Annotated in this window: 23 protein-coding genes and 1 pseudogene; 5 read left to right on the top strand and 19 right to left on the bottom strand. The window is 50.3% G+C overall.

Going from position 1 to position 21,887, the window contains the following annotated elements:
- The 5 genes from uraA to FND36_02310 all read right to left on the bottom strand — a co-directional run bounded on the left by uraA (position 1) and on the right by FND36_02310 (position 6,031).
- Positions 1-1,281 (bottom strand): uracil permease, encoded by a 1,281-nt coding sequence (gene uraA, locus FND36_02330; GenBank protein QDW72981.1) that lies wholly within the window; start codon positions 1,279-1,281, stop codon positions 1-3.
- 155 nt (positions 1,282-1,436) lie between these two features.
- Positions 1,437-2,285, bottom strand: coding sequence for a DUF368 domain-containing protein (locus FND36_02325; protein QDW72980.1), 849 nt, complete (start codon positions 2,283-2,285; stop codon positions 1,437-1,439).
- A 104-nt stretch (positions 2,286-2,389) separates the two neighbouring features.
- Positions 2,390-3,064 carry a Crp/Fnr family transcriptional regulator gene (locus FND36_02320; GenBank protein QDW72979.1) on the bottom strand — a complete coding sequence of 225 codons (675 nt, stop codon included), beginning with the start codon at positions 3,062-3,064 and terminating at the stop codon, positions 2,390-2,392.
- Positions 3,065-3,137: 73 nt separating this feature from the next.
- Positions 3,138-5,288: an FtsX-like permease family protein gene (locus FND36_02315; protein QDW72978.1), complete on the bottom strand. Its 2,151-nt coding sequence runs from the start codon at positions 5,286-5,288 to the stop codon at positions 3,138-3,140.
- Positions 5,285-6,031, bottom strand: coding sequence for an ABC transporter ATP-binding protein (locus FND36_02310; protein QDW72977.1), 747 nt, complete (start codon positions 6,029-6,031; stop codon positions 5,285-5,287). Before FND36_02310 ends, FND36_02315 begins: the two co-directional genes overlap by 4 nt.
- A gap of 250 nt (positions 6,032-6,281) precedes the next feature.
- On the opposite strand from FND36_02310, the gene FND36_02305 reads away from it, so the two are divergent.
- On the top strand, positions 6,282-6,983 hold the full coding sequence (locus tag FND36_02305; protein QDW72976.1) for a response regulator transcription factor: 702 nt from the start codon (positions 6,282-6,284) through the stop codon (positions 6,981-6,983).
- Between the two features lie 33 nt (positions 6,984-7,016).
- Positions 7,017-8,285, top strand: coding sequence for a GHKL domain-containing protein (locus FND36_02300; protein QDW72975.1), 1,269 nt, complete (start codon positions 7,017-7,019; stop codon positions 8,283-8,285).
- Here FND36_02300 and FND36_02295 read toward each other — a convergent pair.
- The 5 genes from FND36_02295 to FND36_02275 are packed head-to-tail and all read right to left on the bottom strand — an operon-like array spanning position 8,270 to position 10,541.
- Entirely contained in the window at positions 8,270-8,755 is a 486-nt protein-coding gene (locus FND36_02295) for a GNAT family N-acetyltransferase (GenBank protein ID QDW72974.1), read from the bottom strand. The genes FND36_02300 and FND36_02295 overlap by 16 nt on opposite strands.
- Positions 8,752-9,138 carry a hypothetical protein gene (locus tag FND36_02290; GenBank protein QDW72973.1) on the bottom strand — a complete coding sequence of 129 codons (387 nt, stop codon included), beginning with the start codon at positions 9,136-9,138 and terminating at the stop codon, positions 8,752-8,754. Before FND36_02290 ends, FND36_02295 begins: the two co-directional genes overlap by 4 nt.
- 7 nt (positions 9,139-9,145) lie before the next feature.
- Positions 9,146-9,661, bottom strand: coding sequence for a GNAT family N-acetyltransferase (locus FND36_02285; GenBank protein QDW72972.1), 516 nt, complete (start codon positions 9,659-9,661; stop codon positions 9,146-9,148).
- 50 nt (positions 9,662-9,711) lie between these two features.
- A complete protein-coding gene (locus tag FND36_02280; protein QDW72971.1) occupies positions 9,712-10,323 on the bottom strand; it encodes a chloramphenicol acetyltransferase in 612 nt (203 codons plus the stop codon).
- Positions 10,302-10,541, bottom strand: coding sequence for a hypothetical protein (locus FND36_02275; protein ID QDW72970.1), 240 nt, complete (start codon positions 10,539-10,541; stop codon positions 10,302-10,304). Before FND36_02275 ends, FND36_02280 begins: the two co-directional genes overlap by 22 nt.
- A 31-nt stretch (positions 10,542-10,572) precedes the next feature.
- On the opposite strand from FND36_02275, the gene FND36_02270 reads away from it, so the two are divergent.
- Positions 10,573-11,502: a hypothetical protein gene (locus tag FND36_02270; GenBank protein QDW72969.1), complete on the top strand. Its 930-nt coding sequence runs from the start codon at positions 10,573-10,575 to the stop codon at positions 11,500-11,502.
- A 33-nt stretch (positions 11,503-11,535) separates the two neighbouring features.
- On the opposite strand, the gene FND36_02265 is transcribed toward FND36_02270, so the two are convergent.
- From FND36_02265 to FND36_02245, 5 genes and pseudogenes are all read right to left on the bottom strand, one after another.
- On the bottom strand, positions 11,536-11,964 hold the full coding sequence (locus FND36_02265; GenBank protein ID QDW72968.1) for an Rrf2 family transcriptional regulator: 429 nt from the start codon (positions 11,962-11,964) through the stop codon (positions 11,536-11,538).
- 65 nt (positions 11,965-12,029) lie between these two features.
- A complete protein-coding gene (locus tag FND36_02260; GenBank protein ID QDW72967.1) occupies positions 12,030-12,863 on the bottom strand; it encodes a protein-ADP-ribose hydrolase in 834 nt (277 codons plus the stop codon).
- Between the two features lie 12 nt (positions 12,864-12,875).
- The gene (locus FND36_02255) at positions 12,876-13,808 is read right to left on the bottom strand and encodes a Sir2 silent information regulator family NAD-dependent deacetylase (GenBank protein QDW75514.1); all 933 of its coding nucleotides are present in this window, start codon (positions 13,806-13,808) and stop codon (positions 12,876-12,878) included.
- 72 nt (positions 13,809-13,880) lie between these two features.
- Positions 13,881-14,330: pseudogene (locus tag FND36_02250) on the bottom strand (NAD(P)-dependent oxidoreductase).
- 176 nt (positions 14,331-14,506) lie between these two features.
- On the bottom strand, positions 14,507-15,361 hold the full coding sequence (locus FND36_02245) for a LysR family transcriptional regulator (protein ID QDW72966.1): 855 nt from the start codon (positions 15,359-15,361) through the stop codon (positions 14,507-14,509).
- 147 nt (positions 15,362-15,508) lie between these two features.
- Here FND36_02245 and FND36_02240 point away from each other — a divergent pair, with 147 nt between their 5' ends.
- Positions 15,509-16,246 carry an SDR family oxidoreductase gene (locus tag FND36_02240; GenBank protein ID QDW72965.1) on the top strand — a complete coding sequence of 246 codons (738 nt, stop codon included), beginning with the start codon at positions 15,509-15,511 and terminating at the stop codon, positions 16,244-16,246.
- Positions 16,247-16,257: 11 nt separating this feature from the next.
- Here FND36_02240 and FND36_02235 read toward each other — a convergent pair whose 3' ends face one another.
- The 3 genes from FND36_02235 to FND36_02225 are packed head-to-tail and all read right to left on the bottom strand — an operon-like array spanning position 16,258 to position 18,153.
- Positions 16,258-16,770 carry an N-acetyltransferase gene (locus FND36_02235; GenBank protein ID QDW72964.1) on the bottom strand — a complete coding sequence of 171 codons (513 nt, stop codon included), beginning with the start codon at positions 16,768-16,770 and terminating at the stop codon, positions 16,258-16,260.
- Between the two features lie 49 nt (positions 16,771-16,819).
- Complete coding sequence (gene crcB / locus FND36_02230; protein ID QDW72963.1) at positions 16,820-17,185, bottom strand: fluoride efflux transporter CrcB; 366 nt, start codon at positions 17,183-17,185, stop codon at positions 16,820-16,822.
- Entirely contained in the window at positions 17,182-18,153 is a 972-nt protein-coding gene (locus FND36_02225; protein QDW72962.1) for a LysR family transcriptional regulator, read from the bottom strand. Before FND36_02225 ends, crcB begins: the two co-directional genes overlap by 4 nt.
- A 125-nt stretch (positions 18,154-18,278) precedes the next feature.
- Between FND36_02225 and FND36_02220 the strand changes: the two genes are divergently transcribed.
- Positions 18,279-19,730 carry an aminotransferase class V-fold PLP-dependent enzyme gene (locus FND36_02220; protein ID QDW72961.1) on the top strand — a complete coding sequence of 484 codons (1,452 nt, stop codon included), beginning with the start codon at positions 18,279-18,281 and terminating at the stop codon, positions 19,728-19,730.
- Positions 19,731-19,780: 50 nt separating this feature from the next.
- Here the strand turns inward: FND36_02220 and FND36_02215 are convergent, their stop codons facing one another.
- Positions 19,781-21,733, bottom strand: a complete 1,953-nt coding sequence (locus tag FND36_02215) for an RNA polymerase sigma factor (GenBank protein ID QDW72960.1) — start codon at positions 21,731-21,733, stop codon at positions 19,781-19,783.
- Positions 21,734-21,887 lie beyond the last annotated feature (154 nt).

Raw genomic sequence — 21,887 nt, 5'->3', positions numbered from 1 at the left:
TTAGCCTTCATCTGTCTCTCCCGTTTCCTCCTGGTCGTTGGTCAAATTCAGCCGGTCCAAAATATGGAAGATCAGGCTTAAGACCATTCCCGTTACACAGGCCAGCACCATTCCCGCCAATTCTATATCTCCAAGCTTCACCGCGATTCCAGAAAGACCAGTGACAAAGACTACGCTGGTCAAAGTCAGATTCCTGGACCGTCCGTAGTCCACCTGGGAATCCACCAGAATACGGATTCCAGAAGCTCCGATCATTCCATAGAGCAGGAAGGAAATGCCGCCGATCACCGGGCCTGGAATGGTCTGGATCAGCGTAGAAAGTTTCCCTACAAAAGAACAGATGATAGACAATACCGCGGCTCCCGCGATCACCCGCACGCTGTAAACTTTTGTCACCGCCATGACTCCAATATTTTCACCATAGGTAGTAGTCGGAACCGATCCGATCAGACCGGACAGCATAGTGGACAGGTTATCTCCCAGAAGCGACCGGTGGAGCCCCGGATTTTTCAGCAGATCTCTTCCGACGATCTTGCTTGTCACCACCTGATGCCCGATATGTTCCGAAGTGATCACCAATAGAACTGGCAGGATCATCAGGATCGCATCCAGATCGAATTTTGGAAAGGAGAAATTAGGAACCGCAAATACAGAAGCCTCCGCTACTGCCTGGAAATCCACGATCCCGCAGGCCAGCGCCGCCGCGTATCCGGCGATCACCGCGATCAAGATCGGGATCACCGAAAGGAATCCGCGGAATAAAATGTTCCCAAACACAGCCACTCCCAAAGTAACCGCAAATACGATCACGTTTTTCATATCCACCTGATCCCCAAGAATTCCAGCCGTATCCGCGGCGCTTCCGGACAGTTCCAGACCGATCAGCGCCACTACCGGTCCCATGGCAGCCGGCGGCAGGACAACATCGATCCAGTCCGAGCCAAATTTATAGATGATCAGCGCCAGTACACACCCCAAGAATCCAACCGCTACAAATCCGCCCAGGGCATATTCATATCCCATCTCCTGGATCACGATCTGAGCAGGCGCGATAAAGGCAAAGCTAGACCCCAGATAGGCCGGCGCTTTGCCCTTCGTCAACACCATGAACAGCAGCGTACCCACACCATTCATAAACAGCACCACCGCTGGATTCAGCCCAAATAAGAAGGGCACCAGGACAGATGCGCCAAACATAGCGAACATGTGCTGGACGCTAAGAGGCACCAGCAGTTTAAAAGGAACCTTATCCTCTACCTGGATGATTTTTCGACTTCCCATTCTCTCATTTCCTCCTCTGTCTGCAAGAACTATCACACAATTTACACTCTTCTCCATTCTACCACAAGGCTTTTTCAAAAGAAACAAAAAAAGAGCGCAGTCTCAGGCTCTCGCCAGAAAACTGCCCTCCGTTTCTTCTTCACGCATCTTGGTTTTTATTCTTTTGGAAATCTGCTGTTGAACTTATCCAGCGCCAAAGCGCACACAATACCGGCCGCAAGGCAGATCACGTTGGTCAGCATAGCCCCCGCGGAAGCCGCAAAACTTTTCACCGGTATGATCATGATGGTAGCCGCCGCGACAATTCCTATGATCCCATGGAAGGCATAAGAATAAAAGTTTCTGAATAAAGCGTCCACACCTTTGGCCAGACAGATCACCGTCACTATGGCGCCGATCCCGCTGGCACAGATCACCTGCGGATCCAAATGTCCCAGACCGTCCACAAAAGGCGTATACAATCCCAAAGGCATAAGCAGCGTTGAAAAGCTCATGCCGGGAGCAATAATGCTCAATGCCAGACAGAATCCGCAGAACAGATACCAGCCTGTATTAGGCACGATCTGGATATTCATCACATTTAACGCTGTCAAAAGGACAATGATCACCACGAAAGCAATCCCCATGGATATCCAGGAGCCTTTACTTCGCCCTTCCTGCCCGGCCTCCCGCATAAGGGAAGGCAGCATCCCAGTGATCAGGCCAACAAATACGCATACGGAAGGATCTGGATATTTTTCCAGGAAAAAGGATAATAAGTTTGCAATTCCGATAAACCCTACAGCCACGCCGATGACCACCGGAAGCAGTTTGGGCATATGAGTCCGGAATCGTTTAAAAGGACTGGATAAAAGTTCCATGACCGGCCGATAGATTCCAAAGACCACGCAGAGGACTCCGCCTGATATTCCCGGCAGAACCGCTCCCAGGCCGATCAACATTCCCTGAAACAGGCGGATCAAAAAGATTCCCGCCGGCTGACTATCTTTTCTTTCTTGTCTCATATTTTGGATGATCTCCTGTTTTTTTTATATTTATTCCCCGCTTTTTATAAGAAGAATACAAAGTCTTCCACACGATACCATCAAATCATCCCTCTGTCAACCGTTCATGCCTTCTGAGCGATATTTCTTAACTTTTCTTTAGCGGCAATCCGAATCTTCCCCCTGCCCAGAGTTACAATTCCTTCCTCTGATAAATATTTCAGCACTTTTGATACCACTTCTCTTGCGCTTCCGATAAGTCTGGCGATCTCTTCATGGGTCATAGAAATCTCTGTTCCCTGATGGAGCATCTCATCCCACAGGAAGCTGGCCACCCTCTGGTCAATGCCCATAAATAAAATCTGCTGCATCGTCCACATAACATCTGAAAAACGCTCGGTGGCTGACCGGTACATATACAGCCCCACGTATGGATTTTCCTCCATAATGGGACGCAGTACCGGAGTTGGCAGGATCAGCGCCTTAGCAGCCGATACCGCCTCGATCAGCATATCAAAAGCAATGGCGTCCAACAGACAGGACGCTGACAGCACGCAGGTCTCCCCCTCCCGGATCCGAAAAAGGGTCACTTCCCGGCCTTCATCTGAGACAATGTAGACACGAAGCTGTCCTTCCAGGACAAGAATCGCTCCCTTGCACTGTTCCTCCGAGCGGTGGACCAGCTCTCCTTTTTGATATGTTTTCTCCGCACAGTTAGAGACCAGAGTCTCCCGCTCTTCCTCCGTCAAATGTTCCCAGAACGGATAATGTTCTTCTAGTAATATCTGGTTTTCTTTCATCCGCGAAACCTCTTTTCACCGCCAAATTCCATAGTCCGGTTTCGCTCTATTATAGAAGCTTCATTCCGGAAAGTCAACTTGGCTCCTGCCATGAACCGCCTGCCCGCCTCTTTACTCCCAGCATTTGGCACACCTTTTTCAGAGACTTCCGATAGAACCCGAAAAGGACTGCCGCCAAAAGGAGCTCTAGTACAACGCATACCAGAAGCCCCATCCCTTCTGAGGGGCTGATCTTTCCGTCGTTGACGTACAGGATCATGCTGAAAAATCCAAGGATCGCCAACATCCCAAGGATCGTCGGCACCTGGTAGATCTTGGAGATCTGACGCCGCAAAGCATCGTACCTGAATTCCACTCCAGCTCCCAGCCGTTCCAGATCCTGATACACCTGACGGTTTCCCAAAGCTACCGTCAGGCTCCGGGTATAGCTGATGATCAGCACGGAGGTAAAGCAGACCAGAGCCATAAAGACGAATGTCATAAACAGTACCGCGAATCTGGTGATCAGATCCTGCTCTTCCAGCACCCGGATCTGAGGCCGGTATTTCCACAGCGTCTGGAAAGAAAATGTCCCCTGCTCTTCTTTGGTAAACTGTCCCTCCGGATCTGAATCGGCCCAGTATTCTTCCCCTCTTTTCTCGGTGTCCGCTTTCACCGCCCTGGAATAAAACTCGGAATCCAGTCCAGCGCCTTCGCTGCCATCTAGGATCCTCTGGTAAAGGGCCTTGGCAAATCCATATTCCCCCTGCTGGTCTTTGTCTCCCGCCAGATCAAACAGGACAAACGTCTCCCGCCAGCTCTCCTGAAGACCTTCTGAAATCTTCTGGAAATCCTGGTCGTTTAAGATCACGCAGTCTGACAGCATGCGGTAATGACGGATCTGCCCGGCCTTTGCCTCCAGCTCCCGCCCGGTAGACATATTCGTAAAAATCCCTGTCTCCTGGGCTGAATCCTCTTCACTTCCTTTGGAAACGACCGAATCGCAGGTCCCTGCCTCCACCTGGATCTCCTGACCCGTCAGCTTCTCGTAGCCGGATTCTGAGAGGCACAGCGCATCCCCTATGATCTTCCGGTATTCTTCGGTAAACCGCCCCGTTTCCTCATCCAGTTCATCCAGCACTCCGTCTCTGCCCAGACAGATCACTTCTGTCTCCTGCCATTCAGAAAGCTCCACCCCATACTGGACAGCCAGCTCCCTGATCTCCTGCCGGTCTGGCAGATCTAAATCTTTCCGCAGCCGGAGAGATACATCTCTTTCCCAGGATTCTATATCATAGATGAGACCCGCGCTGGTCATAGGCGCATAGAACAGGGCAAAACAAGCGCCTGCCACCAATATCGTCATCACCAGCATGTTATTGACCGTCTGGCGTCCCTGAAACTTCATCATGCTTCTGGAAATGATGCCCTGATAGGGATGCCTTCTCTTCTTCCTGCCCCGGATTACCGCATACAAAATGATCATGTAGATCCCCGGCAGGATTGGGAGATATAAGATCTGCATCCAGCCCGGAGGCATCCTTTTCAGCACATTTACAAAAAATCCCATGTGTCCGTAGCCAAGGACAGCCCCCAGGATACAGAGGAGAATTCCCACAGGCAGATACCACCCTTTCACATCCCGGATCGGTTCACTTCTGCGCTGGGTATTTACCACGTCCATCACACTGGCCCCTGCCAGAAACCGGAGCCCCAGCAGACAGGATACCGCCAGGGACACCGACAGAAATGCCAGTCCCACCGCCAGTCCCCCAAAAGTAAAGGTGAGGACCGTCCCGCTTTTATCCACCAAAAATAACCGGAAGATCTGCCAGATCCCCCAGGCAAAAGGCGCCCCCAGCAGGATACCGCCAGCGCCGGGCAGTACCATAGATATGCCAAGATCCAGGAACAATTGGCCGCCAAGAGACCGTTTGCCGGCCCCCAGCGCCAGAAGCACTCCTATTTCCCTGGATTTATAACGGAAAAACAAGGCGGCCGCATAAGCGGTAAAGATCAGGCACCCTGCCAGCGCCAGGACGAAGATCATCATTACCTGTTTCATACTGTCTCCATTGTCAGGAAAGGTATCCTGGATGGTAGGGGAGCAGATGATAAACGCAAAGGCAGTGATCAGAAGATCCGCAAGGAAGTTGCACAGCCGCAGCAGCCGGTAATCGCTTTTTCCATATTTTCTCAGTTTCCCAAAAACCTGTTTCATCGTTCGGATCATCTCTGTTCTCATACTTCATCACCACTCATTTCCTTGATCGTCAGCAGCAGTTCATCCTGAAACGCCGCCCGGTCTCCTTGCCTTTCCAGAGTCCGGCAGACTTTCCCGTCCCGCAGGATAATAACCCGGTCACAAAAGGATGCCGCAAAGCTGTCATGGGTCACCATAAAAATAGTGGCCTCCAATGTATACTGGGCTTCCAAAAAGGAATCGATCACCTTCCGGCTGGACTTGGAGTCCAGATTGCCGGTAGGTTCATCCGCCAGGATCAAAAGAGGCTGGTTGATGAGGGCGCGGGCCACTGCCGCACGCTGCTTCTCCCCTCCAGAGATCTCCGCCGGATATTTGTCCCGGATAGCAGAAATTCCAAAAATCTCACAGAGCCGGTCCGCGTTTTCTTCTCCGTCCCGGTCCACTTCTCCGTGTATGATCCTGGGAAGCAGAATATTTTCCCGCACTGTCAGCCCATCCAGCAGCATAAAATCCTGAAAGACGAATCCCAGCTTCTCGTTGCGCACTTTCGCCAATTCCCCTTCCGGCAGGCCGGACAGTTTCTGCCCCGCCAAGGTGATCACCCCTTCTTCATAAGGAATATAACAGGAAATGCAGTTTAGCAGGGTACTTTTCCCGGATCCGGATGGCCCCATAACGGCAGTAAACTCTCCCTTGCTCACATTCAGACTGACCCCTTTCAGCACCTCATAGGTCTTAAGGCCGCTTTGGTAAGATTTGTGCAGATTATTGACATAAAGCATAGTGTCACCTCCAAAACTCTTTTGGATCAGCATAGCATCCGGAGGGCTCTGGCTGGCGGCAGTTGTCATATCCGGCAGGGCAGGCGTCATATTTGACCGCACCTTACAGGAAATGTCATGTTTGGCCTTTTCCTGGTAATCTTTGGTCCCCGTCCGCCTTCTCCGCCCCTGGGAATCTCTCTGTGAATATGATAAAGTAAAGATATCAGGGACAAATATCTTAAGAAGATTGAAAGGAGGGAACCAAATCATGTTGAGGATCGGCATCTGCGATGACGAAGCCGCGTCAAGAGAAGCCTTATATCTGACGCTGGATCCCCTTCTTCTGGAAGGAGAATCGGTGATCTATGAATTTTCCAATGGGAAAAGCGCCGTGAACTGGCTGGAAAAACATCCCGGGGAGATGGAACTTCTCTTTCTGGATGTAGAGATGACTCCCTTCTCCGGCCTTGAGGCCGCACGGAAGATCCGCTCCTTTGACCGGGATCTATTCCTGGTATTCGTGACTGGCCATGAAGAATTCGCCCTTGGCGGTTATCAAGTCCAGGCCGCTGATTACATTGTAAAGCCTGCTTCTTCCCAGCGTCTTCTGGAGATCCTTCTGCGGGTACGCCAGGAACTAAACGAAAAGGACGGCGCGGCCCTTACCTTTAAAAGCCCAGATGGGATTTTCCGGATCCCCTTCCGCAGCATTGACTATCTTTACAGCGAAAAACGGCTGGTGCATGTGGTCAGCCGGGGTGTGGATACCTCTTTCTACGGGAAGCTGGATGCGGTCATGGAACGGCTGCCCAAACAGTTTGTCCGTATCCACAACCGCTACGCGGTCAATGCCGGCGCCGTAGAACAGGTCACCGGAACAAAAGTCACCATCGCCGGAGAAGCTCTCCCTATCAGCCGCGCCATGAGGCAGGAAGCATTGGACGCTTTCGCCCGGTTCCTGCTTACTTAAATCATCTGCAGAAAGGAGTTTCATTCATCCACCATGCATTATACCTTTTGGAACACCACCTGGCCCTTACTTCTCTCCGCCTTTCTGGCTTTCCTGCCTTGGCTGGTCTTAAACCGGATCCTTCCGGTAAAAAAGAAAAAACGCTGCCAGGTTCTTTTATTTTTCCTGTGCACCGTTTTAATGGCAATTCCTTGTTTCATAGGAGACCTGCACAATCTCCCTTTTTCTTTTTTGGCGTTTTTCCTGTCTGTATGGATTTCCTGCCAGACGCCTTTGGAACAGAAGCTGGCTGCTGCCCTTCTCGTATCGGGAAGCGCTTTTTCCGTCAACGCCCTGGCTGATAACTTTCTAAAAAGCTTTGCAGGCTGGACTGTGGTCTATTCCCCCTGGTATTGGGTCGTTAAGACCGGCTATTGGCTGGTCCTGTTTGGGATCACAAGAAAGCTGTTCCCCAGGAACGGTTACTTCCTTCCCGTCAATTTCTGGCGTCTGCTCTTACTGTTATTCCTTCCGCCTTTTGGAATCTTGAGCGGTCCTATGATCCTGGCGGATTCTGGTTTCGACTCATTGATCGAGAACAACGGGTTCTTTTTCGCCTGGCTTTTTGTTCTGTGTATGCTCTACTGGGTCATCCTGCTTTTGGCCGTCCCCGTGCTGGCAAGACAGCAGGACTTGGAAAAGAAAGCCCATTTTTCCCAGATGCGCTGGCAGTACTATCAGATGGTGGAGCATCAGCAGAAAGAAGTCCGGAAATTAAAACATGACATGCGCAATCATCTCACCGCCCTGTCAGGGCTTACCGGAAAAGAACGGGACCAGTATCTGCAAGACCTGCTGGATGCCCCGGCTTTAAACACGAAAGTGACGTTCTGCGAAAATCAGACGGCCAATATCCTGCTGGCCTCCAAAATGGAACAGGCCCAGGAACTACAGGCCTGCCTGGATATAGAGGCAGACATCCCGGACCTGCCCGGCATAGATCCTATGGATCTTTGCTCACTTCTGGGAAATGCCCTGGACAACGCTCTGGAAGCAGTGGCAAAGCTCCCGACAAAGCAGCGCCGGATCTCCTTTCACGCCCGCGCACAGAAAGGGCTGTTTGTGACAGAAGTACGGAATTCCTGTGCCTTCTCTCCCAGCCGGGACAATACTGAAGGTCTGCCGAAGACCTGGAAAAAGGACTCGAAAAACCATGGCCTTGGTTTATCCAACATGCAGGAAATCGTGGAACGCTACGGCGGCCGGATGAATTATCAGGAATCTCCGTCCGAATTCGTTTTGTTTTTCTATCTGTCTGTGTGATCTTTCTCCATCACATAGTTGGTCAGAAGTATCCCCTGCCTTGACACCTGCTGTTCCCGGACCACCCGGTATCCCCGCTTTTCAAAAAAGGGTTTAGCGGTGACAGAGGCATGGGTGATCACGCTGCCCGCCCCTTTCTTCCAGGCGTATGCTTCCAGCCGGTCACAAAGCATGGCTGCGATCCCTTGCCTCTGGTGATCCTTATGCACGTACAGCCGGTCCAGATACCCCGTTTCATCCATGTCTCCAAATCCCAGGATCTTTCCTTCTTCTGCCATCCTTGTTTCCACTGCCACCAGACTGTAATGATCCTGGAATGACTGATCCCATTTTCTCAAATCTATGTTCTCGGAAGCCCAGGCGTTTAACTGCTCTTTTGTATAGTCTCTGGCGTTGACCGCGTGGACTGTCTCATAAAACAGTTTGGCCGCCTCTTCGCAGTCAGACGGCCGGTATGCCCGGAGGATCATCCCAGTTCCTCCGAGATCACTTCCAGAAGATCCGTATATCCATAGGCCTCCACCACTGATTTCAAGCCATCGATCACTTCCTGCTGGGAGTAGTCATGTGCCGCCAGAAATTCTTCCGATTTCCCGCCCAGCTTTTCATAGAAGCGCAACGCCATCTCAAAATATTCCGGATCATCCGGATCCAATTCATCCAACAGAAGGTTCTCCGCCTCATTCACCTGTCCATCATCGATCATTTTGGCCAGTTCCTGATACCTCTGCAAAAGAGCAAAGGAAACAGCGCCATCTTCCTCCTTGTCCATGTCCCGGTTCCAGATCAGCCGGATCAGTGTGCGCACCGTCTCATGAATGAGCCGCATAATATAATCTTTATCCTCGATCATCGCTTCTTTACTCCTTTTCTTCTCTTATCAGAGCGTACATTTTCATATCCAGCACGTTCCCATTCTTCACCGCGTTCCTGCGCAGAATCCCTTCCAACTGAAATCCCGCTTTTTCCAAAACCCTGCAGGAAGCCTGATTATAAGCAAAGGGTTCCGCAAAAATCCGAAGGATATCTGTATGGGCGAACACATACTCACAAATCTTTTTCACCGCGCTTGTTCCGTATCCTTTTCCCCAATATGGTTCTCCCAGATAATAGCCCATCTCCGCCGTCCGGAAATGGATATTCCCGCAGCGGAACACCCCGATGCTGCCGATCAGCCTGTCTTCTGCTGTGATCGCGAAAGCTATGGTCTGGTTTTCGTCTGCCGCCAGCGTAGCCCCGATAAATTCCTCCGCATCCTTTACTCTATAGGGATAAGGAATCCCATCCCGAAGATTTTGCAGAATCTTAGGATTATTCAACAGACGGGCCAGTTCTTCTTTGTCTTCCATCCGCCATTTACGAAGGTTGCATTCCATAAATATTCCTCCTTATCTGTTATTCTTCCAACAGCCCAAAACGCTGCCGCCTATAATCCATCTATTTCTTTCTGGAGCCGTTCCAGAAATCCGCAGGCCTCCCTGCCATCCATCTGCACGTGATGGAACTGGAAGGAAACCTGAAGCAGCGTCCGCTCTCCTTCCTGCCGGTATTTCCCCCAGATCAGGAACGGATTATTGTAAATGCCGCTGTACATATTGATCACGCCGTCAATCTCGTATCCCGCCAGATTGGATGTTCCTACGATCATATGATCCTGGATCTCATGATCTTCACAGGTTTGGGCCGCCTTTTCCGTCAGGTTCAGATAAATATCCCGGAATCCTTCAAGATCCGTCGTGTAAGGAAGATCGCAGGAATTGATCCCGCCCTTTGTATTGGCAACGATCACATTCACACCAATCTTGTCATACTCCATCATCTTCTTTCCCACCGGAAGCAGACGGAATTCTTTAGTCTTGCCCGCCGCCAGGGCGATACAGTAACACAGGAGCATATTCAGCTTATAACCCTGCTCTTTGCGCTCCATTAAGCGGGAGATATCTAACGTCTTAAATATGGTGACCATGGGCATAGGCGCGTCAATATAGAGTTTCCAGCTCACCGCCCGGTCTGTCTTCATGGGATCAACTTCCCGCATATCCTCTCCTCCTCTCCTTTTTCCCGTAATGTATCACTGATTATAGCACACTTTGTTCCCATCTTGCCATACTCTTCCTTTCTTGCTATAATAAACGGACAATCAGCGGATCTTCTGATCCTGCCTGCTGTGCCCGGCACAGCGTTCTTTTCTTTCCGGCGGTTTCCGCCGCATCTTTTCCAGACCTTTTTTATACTCACCAAAAAGGTTGCAGCCATTCTTTTTCTTTTCTATAATGGAGGTAATCACATGAACCAACAATTGAATCATCAGGAGTATCCTGCGGCAAACCGGGAGTACAAGGACCGTCTCTTTCGTCTGGTCTTCCAGAAAAAGGAGGATCTTCTCTCCTTGTACAACGCGGTCAACGGCACCTCTTATGAGGACCCAGACGACCTGGAGGTCAACACTTTAGAAAACGTCCTGTACCTTTCTATGAAAAACGACGTTTCCTTCCTGATCGGCGCTGACCTGAACCTGTATGAGCACCAGAGTACCTACAATCCCAACATGCCTATGCGTGGACTGCTGTATTTCTCCAAGCTGTACGAGACGCACATCGACCGGCTGGAGATCAACATTTACAGCAGCGCCGCCAAGACGTTCCCCTTCCCCCAGCACATCGTGTTTTACAATGGCACTAAGGAGGAACCGGACCGGCAGATCTTAAGGCTGAGCGACCTCTTTTCACCTTCCCAGACAGGGAAGGAGCCCTGCCTGGAATGTACCACCCTCATGTTGAACATCAACTACGGCCACAACCAGGCATTGATGGAGAAGTGCCGGAGACTGGAGGAATACGCCATCTTTGTAGAGACAGTACGCCGTTACTACAAGGAAAATCTGTCTTTGGAAGCTTCCATTGGCCAAGCCATTGATGACTGCGTCCACCGGGGCGTATTAAAGGATATCCTGATCCAGCAGAGAGCGGAGGTAGTGCAGATGGTACTGGAAACCTTTGATCAGGAAAAATATGAGAAAGCAATGAAGCAGGAAGGCTACGAGGACGGCTACCAGGCCGGGGAAGCTCATGGTCTTCAGGAAGGACTGCGCCGCTTGATCTGTACGCTTCAAGAATTGCAGTTAACAAAGGAAGAGATTTTGGCCAAAATCCAGGAAGCCTATTCCTTAACTGAGAAGGAGGCTGCCGATCATCTAGAAAAATATGGGAAACAATAGAGAACAGGAGGCGCCTCAAAAGGGCGCCCCTGTTCAGATATAATTGTTCAGATCCCGGATCACATCCGCCAGGGTGATGGAGTTCAACTCCCGTTCCATGGCCGCCTGCACCTGATGCAGCCTGCCGTCCAGGATATTGTGGATATTCTTTCCTACCGGGCAGTTTGGATTCGGATTTTCATGAAAGTGGAACAAAGCGTTTTCCTCCACGCACTCCACTGCCTGGTACACATCCAGAAACGTAACTTCCTCCAAGGGCTTTCTGATAGTTGCGCCCCCAGTTCCACGCTTGACTTCGATCAGCCCCGCATCCCGCAGCTGGGACAGGATCCGGCGGATAATGACCGGATTCACGTTGATACTGGAAGCCAGGAAATCACTGGTGATCTTGTAATCTTCTTGAAACGTCTCCATACAAGTCAGCATATGTATGGCGATGGTAAATCTACTTGAAATCTGCACGAAACGTTCATCTCCTTCCAGCTCTCATTGTAAACCGGAAGAATTGTAATGTCAACGATTACAGCTCATCTTAATTCCCGCTCGTACAGCTCCCGGTCCACATCTTTAAATACGTTGAAAATGATCCGGTCAAACTCAGTTCCATGGGCCTTCAAGAATTCTGTTGCCGTTTCTACAGCGATATGAGCCGCCTCATCATTAGGGAAATGGAATTCTCCTGTGCTGATGCAGCAGAACGCCACGGAACGGATCTTGTGCTCCACGCAGCATTCCAGTACCTTCCAATAGCAATTTCGCAGGTCTTCCCGCAAAGCAGGATTTAGAGGCCCGCTTACGATCGGCCCCACCGTATGGATCACATACTGGGCCGGAAGATTATATCCTTCTGTAAGCATTGCCCGCCCCGTGGGTTCTTCATAGTCCCTTCCATACTGCAGCTTCCGCTGTCTCATATAATGGCTGCAGGCTTCCCGAAGCTGGATTCCGGCCGCGCTGTGGATGGCGTTGTCAATACATCCATGGCAGGGCACAAAACAGCCCAGCATCTGAGAATTCGCCGCATTTACAATGGCCCCTGCCTGAAGTCTTGTGATATCTCCCTGCCAGATTGAGAAGATTTCCCCATAAGGATGGCCGCTCCCATACTGTTGGGCTGCTGTTGGAATCTCCTCCAGCGTCACAATTCCCTTCTCCCGCGCTTCTTCCTTAAGAAACGCGTCCTGCTCTTCCAGCACCTCCCCAGGCATACTTCCCGGCATCCGGATATTCATAAGAGAACGCAGCAGCAGCCGTTTCTCTTGGTAGTCATCCCCTGTTTCCAGATTCCGATACCGGATGGAATCCTCTTGAAAGGCCCTAAGAAGATCATCCAGCCGTTCCTCCTGCTCTTTTCTTCCCATAATGGTCTCCTCCTATACTTCTTCCTGGTTATGGCCCACCGCCTGGCACAGGTCTCGGATGCTCTCCCCGATATCCGCGCCGATTCCTATTCCTCTGTCTCCAAGGCTTTCTGGGATCACCGCCTCATTGAGATTCAGCCGGATCAGGGACCAGTTCTTTTCTTCTCCTGCCATCTGCTCAAAGGGGAATCGTATGATCACAGGAGTGTTGAAACCAACGCCAAGTTCCAGGAGTACTACCCGCTTCCCTTTCTGACTTCTTAGGAACTCCCCATAGTTTTCCGCCGCTTCCTTCCAGTGGGCATCCTCAACAAAATATTGGTCGCTTCGCAGATGCATCGCCATATTGCCGCCGCAGACCGGGCATTTGGGGACCATACTGGAAGGAATCTCACAGTCCTTTCTCGCCTGGTCCATCCGAAGAAAAAAATCGGTCCCGTCATAAACCTTCTGGTGACAGCCTCTTGCGCACTGGATCTCCCCATAGTCTCCCTGGGTAGCAAAAATACGGTCATTTTCAAATCCCGCTTTCCAGAACTGGTGGTCTACATTGGTCGTCAGGACAAAATAAGGTTTCTCTTTTACCAGCTTATAGACCGCCTGGTAAAGAGGCAGCCCTTCCGGTTCGATGCGGTTCACCAGCACGTGTTTTGACCAGTAACCCCATTTCGCCTCTTCTGACGGGAAAGGATAAAATCCCGCGCTGTACATATCTGTCATATTGGCGGAACCATATTTCTCAATAAACTGGCCAAAATGCTCGGCAAAACGGCTGCCGCCATAATTCAGCCCTGCCGCCGTAGAAAGCCCGGCCCCCGCGCCGATTACTATGGCCTCCGCGTTTTCTATCAGTCTTGCTGCCTTTTGGATCTGCTCCTTATAGGGCGTATCCTGAAACACATAATCCCTGGCCGCTCGTCCGCTTAAAAACTGCGAAAACGCTATCTCTTTTTCCTTCCCTTTTTCCTGAAAAATCTGCAATGCCATCACCGCTCTCCTTTTTGATCTCTCTTTCGTTTACTTTCTTACCACGCTGATCCGCTCCTGAATATGGTTCCCTTTTGTGATCTCATCCACCATAGCCACTGCGTAATCCGCATAACTGATGATGCTCTCACCTTTTTCATTCAGCGTCAGCTCTTCGCCTCCAAGAATATACGCTCCTGTCTTCTCTCCCTCCGCCTGGAAATCTGCGGCCGGGCTGATAAAGGTCCATCTTACGTCACTTCTGTCCCGAAGTTCTGCAAGCGCCTTTCCCTGCGCCTTCGCAAGAGGAAGGAACATCTCTGGGAAATCCGGTCCATCAGAAACGACTGCCGTATGCTCCGGATTTACATAAAGGCTTCCCGCGCCTCCCACAACCAAGAGCCTGATCTCTGTTCCAGAAAGGATGTCGCACAAGTGTTTCAGAGAAGTACTGTGCTGCGGAAGGGCCTCCTCCGTCCATGCTCCAAAAGCATCGACTACTGCGATTTTCATGATTATTCCTCCTTGTTTTATTGTAATCATTTTAGTTACATCTCACAGCGTTAATATAACACCACATAGTTGTAATGTCAATAGTTACATTAAAACTTTTTTCATTTTTCCGCAGTGTACTTCCAAACAGATCTTGTTTTCTTCATTGAAGTATCAATAGAGACTCACCGGGAAATCTTCTGGAACAGCTTCCTATACCGCCCCTTCTGAGTGTCCAGGCAGGCCAGATAATAGGTTACGTGAGCCGCCTCATCCGCAACTGGCAGCGTAACCCTGCCGTCTGGCTCCACATGCTGCCCTGCTGCCTGGTCAGAATTAAAAAACGGCAGTGTGGAGGCGTCTACCAGGTCGCTCAACATCTCCATACTGTCCTGCACCAGCAATTTCGTATCTTTCAGATTCTGCCTGCAGATATCCAGCCAGAATCCGGCCCCTCCATGGGCTAAAATCTTCATGCCCTGCAGATCATGGAAGCATATCCGCTCCCTGTCCGCCAGGATGTGATCCTTGGGGATGGTGATACAGAGCCGTTCTTCCATATATTTCTGTGAAAAAACATCCGGGCTTCCAGGCGGTTCATGAAGGACTGCCAGATGATAAATTCCATGTTTCAGCCCCCACAATAATTTTTCATCACTGGTGATCTCCGTTGTGATCGCCATCTGCCAGAAACATTCCTGAAAGGCTGGCATCAGTTCATTTACCGGCAGAGAAGCGCAGGAACCTACCGCTATGGTCCGCCGGCTCCGCTCAAAAGCTACAGTCCTCTCGATCATCTCCCTGTCCGCCTCCAGGACACGCCTGGCATAGCCAGCCGCCACCTGTCCGGTCTCATTTAGGGCAATCTTGCTTTTTGCCCGATCAAACAGCGGCACTCCCATCTCTTCTTCCAGTTTTTTCATGGATCTGCTCAAGGCAGGCTGGGAGATGTGCAGTTCTTCCGCTGCCTGGGACAGCGTCCCGCAGCGCTCAAACGCCTCCAACTGTTCCAGCAGATAAATCTCTATCATAAATGCCATCTCCTCTCATGGTATAATCAATATTTATACCATGATACCCAATCAGCATTTTACAGTCAACGAATTTTTACTTATGATATAAGCAAGTGATAACTAAGAAACATGATATCAGGGCTGAAATAACGCAGCCCGGAAAGGAGACAGACCATGCAGAATATCAAAGATAAAGTTGTCCTGATCACCGGAGCTTCTTCCGGAATCGGAGAAGAAACCGCAAAACTGCTTGCGGCAAACGGAGCAAAAGTCGTCCTTGGCGCCAGAAGGGAGGAACGTCTCAAAAAGCTTGCGAAAGCAATCGGCCCAAATGCCATCTGCTTAAAAGCCAACGTATCCAGCCAGGATGATATGAACGCGCTGGCAGCGCTTGCAAAAGAAACATTCGAAAGGATCGATGTCCTCTTTGCCAATGCCGGGATCATGCCAGGCAGCAGCATGTCTGAGCTGAAGGTCCAGGACTGGATGGATATGATAGATATCAACATCAAAGGCGTTTTGACTTCCATTGCCGCTGTTCTTCCTGAATTCCTGGCTCAGAAAAGCGGACACATCATCGTCACGTCTTCCATTGCCGGAACCAGATCCGTTCCCGGCAATGCGGTATACTGCGGTACGAAACATTTTGTCCGGGCAATGCTGGATTCTTTCCGGGCAGAATCGGTTGCGGAAAACACCCATATCCGCACTACAACCATCTACCCTGGAGCAATCCAGACAGAACTCCTCCACACCATCGCGCCTTCCCAGACCAAATCCATGGTAGAGGAATTCTACCGCAATGTAGGGTTACATCCGGACGCGATTGCCAAAGCCGTATTATACGCCGTGTCACAGCCAGACAACGTAGATGTTTCTGACCTGGCAGTCCGGCCCAGCAAAGAAAGCTAGGCTTCTGCCAGTTAAGCCATTCCAAATTCTTCCGGGTAGATTACCGCCCCCTTGACCGGGCCCGCATCTTCCCGGAGCTTTAAGGCCATAAAATTAGCGGAGGGGATCCCATCCGGAACAGAAATTCCAAAAACCTCCGCCGGAACATAGCCTGCCCTTGGATAATACTTCTCACTTCCCAGTACCAGAACATAACCATAGCCTAAATCCCTCGCTATCCTATGGCCCTCTTCCATCAGGGCCGTTCCCACGCCCTGCCTCTGGTACTGAGGCCTTACTGACAGCGGGGCCAGCACCAGGACTTCCTTTTCTCCTATATTGGCCTTGGTAAATAAAATATGCCCTGCCAGTTTCCCATCAATTTCCGCCACCAAAGACAGTTCTGGGATAAATGCGTTTCCCTTTCTCAAAGCCTCCGTCAGATCCTGCTCGTTGCCGTCCGCGTGTTCCGCCGAGGCGAAAGCCTCCCGGATCAGTTCGTAGACTTCTTTATAATCTTCCTTTCGTTCTTGTCTGATCAACATCTTACACACATTCCCTTCTATTTTCTTTTTGTTTTATCTCTATTCCCATCTATCTCACCGCCGCCTGTCCCGCAAATACAGCGGCCACCCCCAGCGCTCCGCTCAGGATACAATAAGCCAGCGCGATCTTTAGATTTCCGCTTCTGGCCAAATCGCCCGTTTCTAAAGCAAAGGAGGAAAATGTAGTAAATCCTCCGCAGACCCCTGCTTTCAGAAAAAGGACCAGCCTGGGATTTAGCGAGCTACTTTTCACCGCCAGGGCAGAGATCAGCCCGATAGCAAAACATCCTGTGATATTGATCAAAAATGTTTTTACTGGGAACAGACATCCTTCTCTTATCGGGATCAGACCGATCAGATATCTGCAGACCGCTCCCAAAAATCCTCCCATCCCTACAGCTATACATTCTATCATATCCTCTCGTCTTCTCCTTTCTTTCCTTCTCCAGGCTCTCCCGCTTCCCGCATATCCTGGGCAAAATATTCTCTGACCACTCTGATAAAAGCTTCCATCTGGGGAGAAATCCATTTATTCTTATGGTAATACATCTGGGTCCACATTGTCAGCGAAGGTAGATCCGTCTCAATTTTACGGACACTCCCAAGTTCCAGCGCTTTTCTCGCCGAGAAGCGAGGCAGGAACGAGGCGCCAAATCCAGCTTCCACCATATGCATGATCGTCTCCGTATTGCCGATTTCTAACTGCGCTTCTATGCCCAGATCAAACTCTGCCAGCAGCCGCTCCAGCTCATGCCTGTAACTCTCCCCTTTTTCTGTGAGCGCAAAGGGAAGGCTGACCACCTTTTCTTTCTTCCAAAGACTGCCGGGCGCCTCCTTTGGTTCCCATCCTGCCGGAATGATAAAAATAATCTCTTCCTGGCGCAGCAGCTCTCTCACCAATCCAGGATATTCCGCCTTTCTCTCCAGCGTCAGCAGCAAATCCAGCCGATTGCTCTTGATCCGCTCTATAAACGTGTCGATTCGGTCCGCTGTCTGGACAATGATCTCCACCCCCGGGAAACGATGATGAAATTCCATCAGAAGGTCCGGAAGAAGGGATGTCAGAACCGACTCCGCGCTTCCGATCCTCAGCACACCCGTCATCTTTTCCCCGTTATCTCCCGGCGCTTTTCTCTTTACAGATTCAGCCGCCTGTCCAGCCGTATATAAAAGCTCATTGGCGTAAAATACAAACTCTTTTCCACTGTCTGTCAGATCCACGCCTTTCCCAAGCCTTTCAAAAAGTCTGGTCCCAAGTTCCTTCTCCAGCTGACGGATCTGGACTGTGACCGCCGATTGAGAATACCCCAGCTTTTCCGCTGCTTTAGAAAAATTTTTTAATTCCGCTACTTTTAAAAAAGTAATAATGTTTCTAAATTCCATCTTTTAATTATTAATTATTTTCAACTATATATAAAATCTATGAATTTAACAAATATCTGTCTGAATGTTACTATAATAAGCAAAGAAAATCAAGACGTCTTTAAAAATTTCAGTGAGGTGCAGATATGAAAAACAACACAAAGGAAAACAGAAAAGAATTGGAACAGATCACCTTGCGATTCATCCAAGACTTCTTCCTGCTCAGCCAGGATCTGAAGGAAAAAGAAGTGATCACCACGGCTGGAGCCCCTCTCCTGGAACGGCTGCGAAACATGGATATTCCAGAGAACGGCCGGCAGCCAGACGAAGTCATCTGGGAAATGACGGAACAGATCTACCCTTTTGGCTGCCATTCTGCCCATCCTCGTTTCTTAGGATTCGTTCCCAGCGGCGCTTCATACCTCTCCTGGCTTGGAGATATCATGACCTCTGCCTATAACCGCCATGCGGGAAGTTTCGCTAATTTCCCTTCCGGCTGTATCATCGAACAGAATTTACTCCAGTGGCTTGCCAGACAGGCAGGATTCCCCCGGCAGGCAGGCGGACTCTTTGTCTCCGGAGGCTCTATGGCCAACTTGACAGCCCTTACTGTCGCCAGGGATAAAATCCTGCCGGAAGAAAGCTGGCCTCTGGGGACCGCCTATGTTTCAGACCAAACTCACAGCTCTGTAGCAAAAGGACTGCACATGATCGGAATCCCAGAGTCCCATATCCAAAAGATCCCGACGGACATGACGTTCCGAATGGATGCCTCTGCCTTAGAGCAGGCCATCCGCTCAGACCTCTCCAAAGGTCTCCGCCCGTTTACCGTCATAGCCAGCGCTGGTACCACTAATACCGGAAGCGTAGATCCTTTGCCAGAGATTGCTTCTATCTGCCGAAGATATGGGATGTGGATGCATATAGACGGCGCCTTCGGCGCTTCCGTCCTTCTGTCTCGGAAGCATCGTCATCTCCTGGATGGAGTCCAGCTTGCCGACAGTCTGAGCTGGGACGCTCATAAATGGCTGTTCCAGACATATGGCTGCGGCATGGTCTTTGTCAAAGACAAACGAGATATGGTCCGCAGTTTCCACTCGCATCCAGAATATCTCAAAGACCTGGATACAGAGGAAGAATCTATGAATCCCTGGAATCTGGGGCCGGAGCTCACTCGTCCCGCCCGCGGCCTGAAACTTTGGCTTACCCTGCAGGTAATGGGATCCAGGCAGATAGGCAAGGCCATCGACCACGGTTTTGACCTGGCCGCATATGCCCAGCAGGTGCTTTCCAAATATCCGGATGTCCAGCTTCTCTCCCCCGCACAGATGTGTGTAGTCAATTTCCGATTCCATCCTTTTGGGCTGACGGAGGAAGAAACAGATCGGCTGAATCTGGAAATCGCACAGAAAATCCTTTCCAGTGGATACGCCGGCATCTTCACCACCGAATTGCGCGGGAAAAAGGCTCTCCGTCTGTGCCTCCTCCATCCGGAGACCACCAATGAGGACGTCTCTTCTATCTTAAGGTATCTGGACGACTGCCGCCGGGAACTCCTGCCCGCGGAAACTTATATGGCGGCGGCCGGGGGAATCTGATCTCCCGGCTGCCGCCGCAATGTCATAACAGCAAAACCATATCTGTATTTCTAGTTTTCAACCGGCGTCCAGTCAAATCCAGCGCTCACATCGTGAAGGATATCCTGATTGCTGTCATAGGTAAGAATCCTGTTGTCACTTCCATCCGCGGGGATAAGAGTATAAGTCGTTATTCCGCTGGCCGGGTCTGTTCCTTCTACTGAAATCTGGTAAGTTGTGGTATTGCTTTCCCCCGTTCCCGACATAAATTCTATAATCTCAGCGGTTCCTGACGCTTCAATCGTAAGAGAGGTCCTCAATCCTCCGACTGGCGCCACAAAACTGTAAGTTCCCACCGGAAGTTCCGCTTCCGACTGAAGATTCTCGGAATTTCCAGTGTCTGTTCCTCCCTGGCCATCGACAGATTCCACTTCCTCGATCCTGACGATCTGGTATAATCCTTCCTCGTTCGGCATGAGCACCGCCTTTTTCTGGGTGCTTTCCTGTCTGCTCTCCCCTCTGTAATCATAGGTATAATACAGGTCCATCTCTTCATCTGTATACTCCGCCGAAGTAATCTGGGCCTCACAGATATAGTTGAGGGTTGCCGGAACGTATGTAAGCACATCTCCATCAATGTTGACACCGTACTCTACGCCGTCTTCATCATTTTCTTCTGTAAACTGGTGATCACTAAAGGAGGCAAACATACGGTTTATATCTTCCGCGGAAAACTGGGGACGCCAATTTGCATCCACCCCATATTCTTCGATCATGTCTCCGCTCCGACTGGAAGCCTCGCAAAGGGCGTTTAAAATCTGCTCGATCTCATCTTCCTGGAATCCTTGCTCCGGAATCTCCTGGGGGCCATAGGCAAGCACATATTCCAATTCTTCCTTGGTAAGATTTCCAGCGATCAATTCCGGATATTCTTCATCTCTTACCGCTTCCGGCGTTTCTTCTGGCTCTTGTTCTAGTTCCTGCTGCTCCTGGGGTTCTTCCGGTTCCTGCTGTTCCTGGACGGCTGCCGGTTCTTCGTCCCGATCCATAAACTGAGAAACGCCATAGAACGCGGCGCCTCCCGCCAGACATACACCTACCGTCACTGCCGCCACTTTTCCCAGGGTCGTATGCAGCAAGCCGGCTTTGGCCGCTCCTCCTGCTTTTGCTGCTGTCTGGGCTCCGGAGGCCATCTGCCCTCCTGCCGCTCCTCCTGCTCCCGCAGTTCCAGCCGCTCCTGTCTGAGAGATTGACTGAAAGACGGTCTGAGCCGCTGATCTTCCCGCGGCAGCCAGCGTTCCATCCGCGGACAAATATCCAGCCTGTGCCCGAAGCAGATAGAGGAACAGCGGCAGCGGAGCCACGTTGTACAATTTGTAACCTTTTTTCTGCAGTTCTTCTGCTCTCTTCTTCAGATTCTTCCGTCCGTAATTCAGACGGGACTTAACTGTATTTTCTGAACACCCCAGAGTGGCCGCGATTTCACTGATGGGCACGCCTTCAATATGGAACATCAGGATACACAGTCTCTGCTCTTCTGAGAGGGAATCGATCATCTGGCGCACCAACTCCTGTGTCTCTTGTCTTGTATAGGACAATTCCGGCTGGTTTTCAATACTGTCATCTTCAATCCGGTATTCAAAATTGTCGTCCTCATCCTCGCTCCCTATTTCAGAAAACAGCATTGGATTCTTTTTGGCCAGCATATTCTTTGCCGTATTCGCTACAATCTTCCCCATCCATCCCGGGAATGCTTCCGGCTCCGCCAGTGTATCTATTTTCCTAAAAGCTCTCAGATACGCTTCCTGCAGGACGTCCTCCGCCGCTTCTTCATTCTTCATATATTGGAGCGCCAAGTAATATTTGCTTTTATAGGTGGCTTCATAAAGAAACCCATACCCCCTTTCATTCCCCGCTTTTGCGAGGGCAACTGCCTCTGTATAATTCACGTTTCTTCCTCCTTTTTCTCTTCTATTATTGAAACAGGAAAATTCTAAACCTGTAAAAATTGTAAATTCCCACAAAGATTATAGTTAAAATATAATATATCGTCAATCATCCTCTTCTCCCAAACGCAGAAGATTCAACTTTTTTCTCAGAGAACGATACAAACCGCGTTTCTTATCTTTATTTTCCACATACTCATCCATATCCTTTCTGACCAGACAGACAAACCAG

The organism is Lachnospiraceae bacterium KGMB03038 (genome assembly GCA_007361935.1).
Lineage (GTDB): Bacteria > Bacillota > Clostridia > Lachnospirales > Lachnospiraceae > Massilistercora.
This window is presented reverse-complemented; position numbering and strand designations above follow the sequence as displayed.

What these genes read in the sequence shown, in the direction of transcription:
- uraA (QDW72981.1), bottom strand. Translation starts at nt 1,281, where the DNA reads ATGGGAAGTCGAAAAATCATCCAGGTAGAGGATAAGGTTCCTTTTAAA.
- FND36_02305 (QDW72976.1), top strand. Translation starts at nt 6,282, where the DNA reads ATGTTGAGGATCGGCATCTGCGATGACGAAGCCGCGTCAAGAGAAGCC.
- FND36_02320 (QDW72979.1), bottom strand. Translation starts at nt 3,064, where the DNA reads ATGAAAGAAAACCAGATATTACTAGAAGAACATTATCCGTTCTGGGAA.
- FND36_02285 (QDW72972.1), bottom strand. Translation starts at nt 9,661, where the DNA reads ATGGAATGCAACCTTCGTAAATGGCGGATGGAAGACAAAGAAGAACTG.
- FND36_02270 (QDW72969.1), top strand. Translation starts at nt 10,573, where the DNA reads ATGAACCAACAATTGAATCATCAGGAGTATCCTGCGGCAAACCGGGAG.
- FND36_02235 (QDW72964.1), bottom strand. Translation starts at nt 16,770, where the DNA reads ATGTTGATCAGACAAGAACGAAAGGAAGATTATAAAGAAGTCTACGAA.
- FND36_02240 (QDW72965.1), top strand. Translation starts at nt 15,509, where the DNA reads ATGCAGAATATCAAAGATAAAGTTGTCCTGATCACCGGAGCTTCTTCC.
- FND36_02315 (QDW72978.1), bottom strand. Translation starts at nt 5,288, where the DNA reads ATGAGAACAGAGATGATCCGAACGATGAAACAGGTTTTTGGGAAACTG.
- FND36_02325 (QDW72980.1), bottom strand. Translation starts at nt 2,285, where the DNA reads ATGAGACAAGAAAGAAAAGATAGTCAGCCGGCGGGAATCTTTTTGATC.
- crcB (QDW72963.1), bottom strand. Translation starts at nt 17,185, where the DNA reads ATGATAGAATGTATAGCTGTAGGGATGGGAGGATTTTTGGGAGCGGTC.
- FND36_02300 (QDW72975.1), top strand. Translation starts at nt 7,017, where the DNA reads ATGCATTATACCTTTTGGAACACCACCTGGCCCTTACTTCTCTCCGCC.
- FND36_02310 (QDW72977.1), bottom strand. Translation starts at nt 6,031, where the DNA reads ATGCTTTATGTCAATAATCTGCACAAATCTTACCAAAGCGGCCTTAAG.
- FND36_02225 (QDW72962.1), bottom strand. Translation starts at nt 18,153, where the DNA reads ATGGAATTTAGAAACATTATTACTTTTTTAAAAGTAGCGGAATTAAAA.
- FND36_02295 (QDW72974.1), bottom strand. Translation starts at nt 8,755, where the DNA reads ATGATCCTCCGGGCATACCGGCCGTCTGACTGCGAAGAGGCGGCCAAA.
- FND36_02245 (QDW72966.1), bottom strand. Translation starts at nt 15,361, where the DNA reads ATGGCATTTATGATAGAGATTTATCTGCTGGAACAGTTGGAGGCGTTT.
- FND36_02260 (QDW72967.1), bottom strand. Translation starts at nt 12,863, where the DNA reads ATGGGAAGAAAAGAGCAGGAGGAACGGCTGGATGATCTTCTTAGGGCC.
- FND36_02220 (QDW72961.1), top strand. Translation starts at nt 18,279, where the DNA reads ATGAAAAACAACACAAAGGAAAACAGAAAAGAATTGGAACAGATCACC.
- FND36_02275 (QDW72970.1), bottom strand. Translation starts at nt 10,541, where the DNA reads ATGGCTGCAACCTTTTTGGTGAGTATAAAAAAGGTCTGGAAAAGATGC.
- FND36_02280 (QDW72971.1), bottom strand. Translation starts at nt 10,323, where the DNA reads ATGCGGGAAGTTGATCCCATGAAGACAGACCGGGCGGTGAGCTGGAAA.
- FND36_02290 (QDW72973.1), bottom strand. Translation starts at nt 9,138, where the DNA reads ATGATCGAGGATAAAGATTATATTATGCGGCTCATTCATGAGACGGTG.